The organism is Rhizobacter sp. P3_B12, from assembly GCF_056402895.1.
The window spans coordinates 1-3,661 of the sequence record NZ_JBFUGN010000630.1 but is presented as its reverse complement, the minus strand read 5'-3'; the positions used below and the strand labels follow the sequence as shown (position 1 = coordinate 3,661).

The 3,661-nt window shown below is 72.2% G+C and carries 4 protein-coding genes and 1 pseudogene; all 5 read left to right on the top strand.

From position 1 onward, the window contains the following. Positions 1 to 600, top strand: a 600-nt coding sequence (locus AC1D01_RS25060) for an oligosaccharide flippase family protein (protein WP_477871186.1), incomplete at its 5' end; no start/stop codon positions are given. Between the two features lie 10 nt (positions 601 to 610). Next, positions 611 to 1,360, top strand: a complete 750-nt coding sequence (locus tag AC1D01_RS25055) for a class I SAM-dependent methyltransferase (protein ID WP_477871184.1) — start codon at positions 611 to 613, stop codon at positions 1,358 to 1,360. Beyond that, complete coding sequence (locus AC1D01_RS25050) at positions 1,357 to 2,430, top strand: glycosyltransferase (RefSeq protein WP_477871182.1); 1,074 nt, start codon at positions 1,357 to 1,359, stop codon at positions 2,428 to 2,430. Before AC1D01_RS25055 ends, AC1D01_RS25050 begins: the two co-directional genes overlap by 4 nt. Beyond that, a complete protein-coding gene (locus AC1D01_RS25045) occupies positions 2,430 to 3,536 on the top strand; it encodes a glycosyltransferase family 4 protein (RefSeq protein ID WP_477871180.1) in 1,107 nt (368 codons plus the stop codon). Before AC1D01_RS25050 ends, AC1D01_RS25045 begins: the two co-directional genes overlap by 1 nt. Continuing rightward, positions 3,533 to 3,661: pseudogene (locus tag AC1D01_RS25040) on the top strand (glycosyltransferase WbuB); the annotation flags it as partial. The gene AC1D01_RS25045 and the pseudogene AC1D01_RS25040, both read left to right, overlap by 4 nt.

Sequence of the window (3,661 nt, the reverse complement as noted above, 5' to 3'; positions counted from 1 at the left end):
CGCATCAACCTGCCGCATGCGCTGCTCGATGCGCTGCAGGCGAGCGCGCTGCTCGCGGTGATGGGCGCCGCGTTCGGCAGCCAGGTGCTGGGCTGGTACGCCTTCGCGCTGCGCATCGCGCGCACGCCGCTCGCGATGCTGGGTGCCTCGGTCGGCCAGGTCTTCCAGCAGCGCGCGGCGCAGCTGTGGAACGAAGGCGGCGACCTGGCAGGCCTCGCGCGCCGCACGAGCTCGAAGCTCGCGCTGTTCGCGCTGCCGTTCATCGCGTTGATGCTGTTCGCGCCCGACCTGTTCGCCTGGGCCTTCGGCGCCGAATGGCGCGAGGCCGGCGCGCAGGCGCGGCTGCTGTCGCCGTGGATGGTGCTGAGCTTCCTGACCTCGCCGCTGTCGCAGCTGCCGCTGGTGGTCGGGCAGCAGGGGCGGGCGCTGGTGTTCGGCGTCGCCTACCAGGTGTCGATGCTGCTGCCCTACGTGCTGGCCTGGGTGCTGAAGTGGGACATCACGACGGCGCTCGCGCTGCAGTCCGGCGCGTCGTCGGTGGTGCTGCTGGTCTACGGCCTGTGGCTGCACCGGCTCGCGGGGATGAGGCGAGTCCCATGAGGTCCTTCGCATGAGCAGTGCAGCCTTCTGGAGCCAGCGCGTGCGGCGCTACGGGCACACCGGCTGGTCCGATGCGGCCACCTACGCCTACGACCAGCGGCTGCGGCTGAAGGCCGTGAGCTGGCTGCTGAAACCGATGGCCGCCGCGCTCGACTACGGCTGCGGTGTCGGCGATTTCTGCGCGCTGCTCGCCACCCGCGCGCAACGCGTCGTCGGGCACGACCTGTCGCGCGATGCGCTGCTGCGCGCGGCGCGCCAGCATCCGTCGACGGCCATCCGCTACGAGCCGGTCGCGCAGGCGGTGTGGTCGCAGCGCTACGACCTGATCCTCAGCATCACGGTGCTGCAGCACGTGGTCGACGACGGCGAACTGCAGGTGCTGCTGGAGCGCTGCGCTGACGCGCTGCAGCCGGACGGCCGGATGATCGTGCTGGAGACGCTGGCCGATCAGACGCGCGATGGCGGCTACCTGAAGCGCCGCACGCGCGCGGCGCTGGTCGACGCGTTCGCGCGGGCCGGGCTGACGCTGCAGTCGCGCCGCGGCTTCTACCACCCGACCGAGTGCCCGACCCCGGCCTTTGCCGCGTACCGCAAGCGTTTCGTGGTGCGCCTGCTGTCGCGGCTGGCGGGCTGGAAGCTGCCCGGTGCCCAGGCCGTGCTGACGCGCATCGCGAATGCGGCGGCCGATGCCGACACCGAGTTCCTCGCGCAGCCGGGGTCGCCGACGCAGCTGTTCGTCTTCGTGCGGAGCGTGGCATGACGAAGCCGGTGCTGCTGGTCGGCAGCGCATCGATCCACGTCGCGCGGATGGCGCGCGGGCTGCTCGCCGCCGGCCAGCCGGTGGTGCTCGCGACGCACGGCGAGCTGAAGATCGACCCGCATCCGCTGCTGCTGGCGCACGAGCAGGTCGATCTTTCGATCAAGCGGCTGGACGCGCCATACCGCCTGCGCCGGCTGATCAAGCGCTGGGCGCCGCGCGTGCTGCATGCGCACCAGGCCAACAGCGTCGGCTGGCACGCGGCCCGTGCGGTGCGCGGCACCGGCGTGCCGTTGGTGCTGACGCTGTGGGGTTCGGACGTGCTGACGCTGCCGTCGCGCAGTGCCTTCCACCGCTGGCTGGTGCGCAGCGCGCTGCGCGGTGCGCAGGCCTGGACGGCCGATGCGCAGGTGCTGCTCGCGGCCGCCGCCGCACTCGCCCCCGAGGCCGCGGCGACGCTGCGCGAATGGATCCCGCTCGGCATCGACGAGCCGCCGGCGCTGCCGGGCGTGCAGGCCGAGCGGCGCCTCCTGTCGTGCCGGCTGCACAAGCCGCTGTACCGCGTCGACGCGATCCTGCAGGCCTTCGCACGCTTGCCCGGGCGTTGCACGAACTGGACGCTGGAGGTCGCGGCCGCCGGCCCGCAGACCGACGAGCTGCGCCGCATGGCCGACACGCTGGGCATCGCGGGGCGCGTCGACTTCACCGGCATGCTCGATGCGCAGTCGCTCGCGCGCAGCTACCGGCGCGCGGCCGTCTTCGTCAGCGTGCCGGAATCCGACGGCACCTCGGTGAGCCTGCTGGAGTCGCTGGCGGCCGGCTGCCTGCCGGTGCTGAGCGACCTGCCGGCCAACCGCGAATGGGTGACCGACGGCCACAACGGCTTGCTGGTGGCCGACCTCGCGCGCCTCGACGACGCGTTGCTGCGTGCGATCGACACCTGGGACACCGGCACCTGGGCGCGCGACGGGCAGCCGTTCAACCGCCAGCTGGTCCGCGACAAGGCGATGTTCGAAGGCAACATCCGCCAGTTCATCGCGCTGCATGCGCGCCTGGAGGGCCGAGTTTCATGATGCCGCGCATCGTTCACCTGACCACCGTGCACCCGCGCGACGACATCCGCATCTTCCACAAGGAATGCCGCTCGCTCGCGCGTGCCGGCTACGAGGTGATCCAGGTCGTCGGCGACGGGCTCGGCGATGCGCAGGTCGATGGCGTGCGCATCGTCGACATCGGCACGGCGCCGGCCGGCCGCCTCGCGCGCATGCGCCGCCAGCCGAAGCTCGCGCTGCAGCGGGTGCTCGACCTGCAGCCGGCGCTGGTGCACTTCCACGACCCGGAACTGCTGCCGGTCGGCGCCGCGCTGGCGCGCCGCGGCATCGTCGCGGTCTACGACGCGCATGAAGACGTGCCGCGGCAGATCCTGACCAAGCAGTGGATTCCCGCGGCGCTGCGCGCGCCGCTGTCGTGGGCCTTCGAGCGCTACGAGAACTGGCGGGTGCGCCAGCTGTCGGGCGTGGTCGGTGCCACGCCGCACATCACCGCGCGTTTCGCGCCGCTCGCGCGGCGCGCGGCCAACGTCGCCAACTTCCCGTTCCTCGACGAGCTGGCGGCGGTGGCGGCACCGCAGCCGCGCGGGAACATCGTCTGCTACGTCGGCGGCATCACCCGCACGCGCGGTGCGCTCGAGATGGTGCTCGCGCTGCCGCAGGTGCCGGGCGTGACGCTGCTGCTGTGCGGCCGCTTCGAGGACGCGGCGCTCGAGGCCGAGCTGCGCGCGCTGCCCGGCTGGGCGCAGGTCGACTACCGCGGGCAGGTCGGCCGGGCGCAGGTGCGCGAGGTGATGGCGCGCTCGTTCGCCGGGCTGGTCACGCTGCAGCCGATGCCGAGCTACCTGGATTCGCTGCCGATCAAGATGTTCGAGTACATGTCGGCGCAGCTGCCGGTGATCGCGTCGAACTTCCCGCAGTGGCGCGAGATCGTCGAGGTGCATGACTGCGGGCTGTGCGTGAACCCGCTCGACCCGAACGCGATCGCCGACGCGATCCGGCTGCTGCGCGATGCGCCGGACCGCGTGCGCGTGATGGGTGAAGCGGGCCGGCGCGCGGTCGACGAGGTGTTCAACTGGCCGCAGGCCGAGCGCGCGTTGCTGAACTTCTACAGCGAGCTGCTGCGTTGAACATCCTGCTGATCAACCACTATGCGGGCTCGCCCCGGCACGGCATGGAGTTCCGGCCGTACTACCTGGCGCGCGAATGGGTGCGCGCCGGGCACCGGGTGCAGATCGTCGCGGCGTCGCAGTCG

Excerpts from the sequence above, each read along its gene's own strand:
- AC1D01_RS25055 (WP_477871184.1), top strand. The coding sequence starts at position 611 with ATGAGCAGTGCAGCCTTCTGGAGCCAGCGCGTGCGGCGCTACGGGCAC.
- AC1D01_RS25050 (WP_477871182.1), top strand. The coding sequence starts at position 1,357 with ATGACGAAGCCGGTGCTGCTGGTCGGCAGCGCATCGATCCACGTCGCG.
- AC1D01_RS25045 (WP_477871180.1), top strand. The coding sequence starts at position 2,430 with ATGCCGCGCATCGTTCACCTGACCACCGTGCACCCGCGCGACGACATC.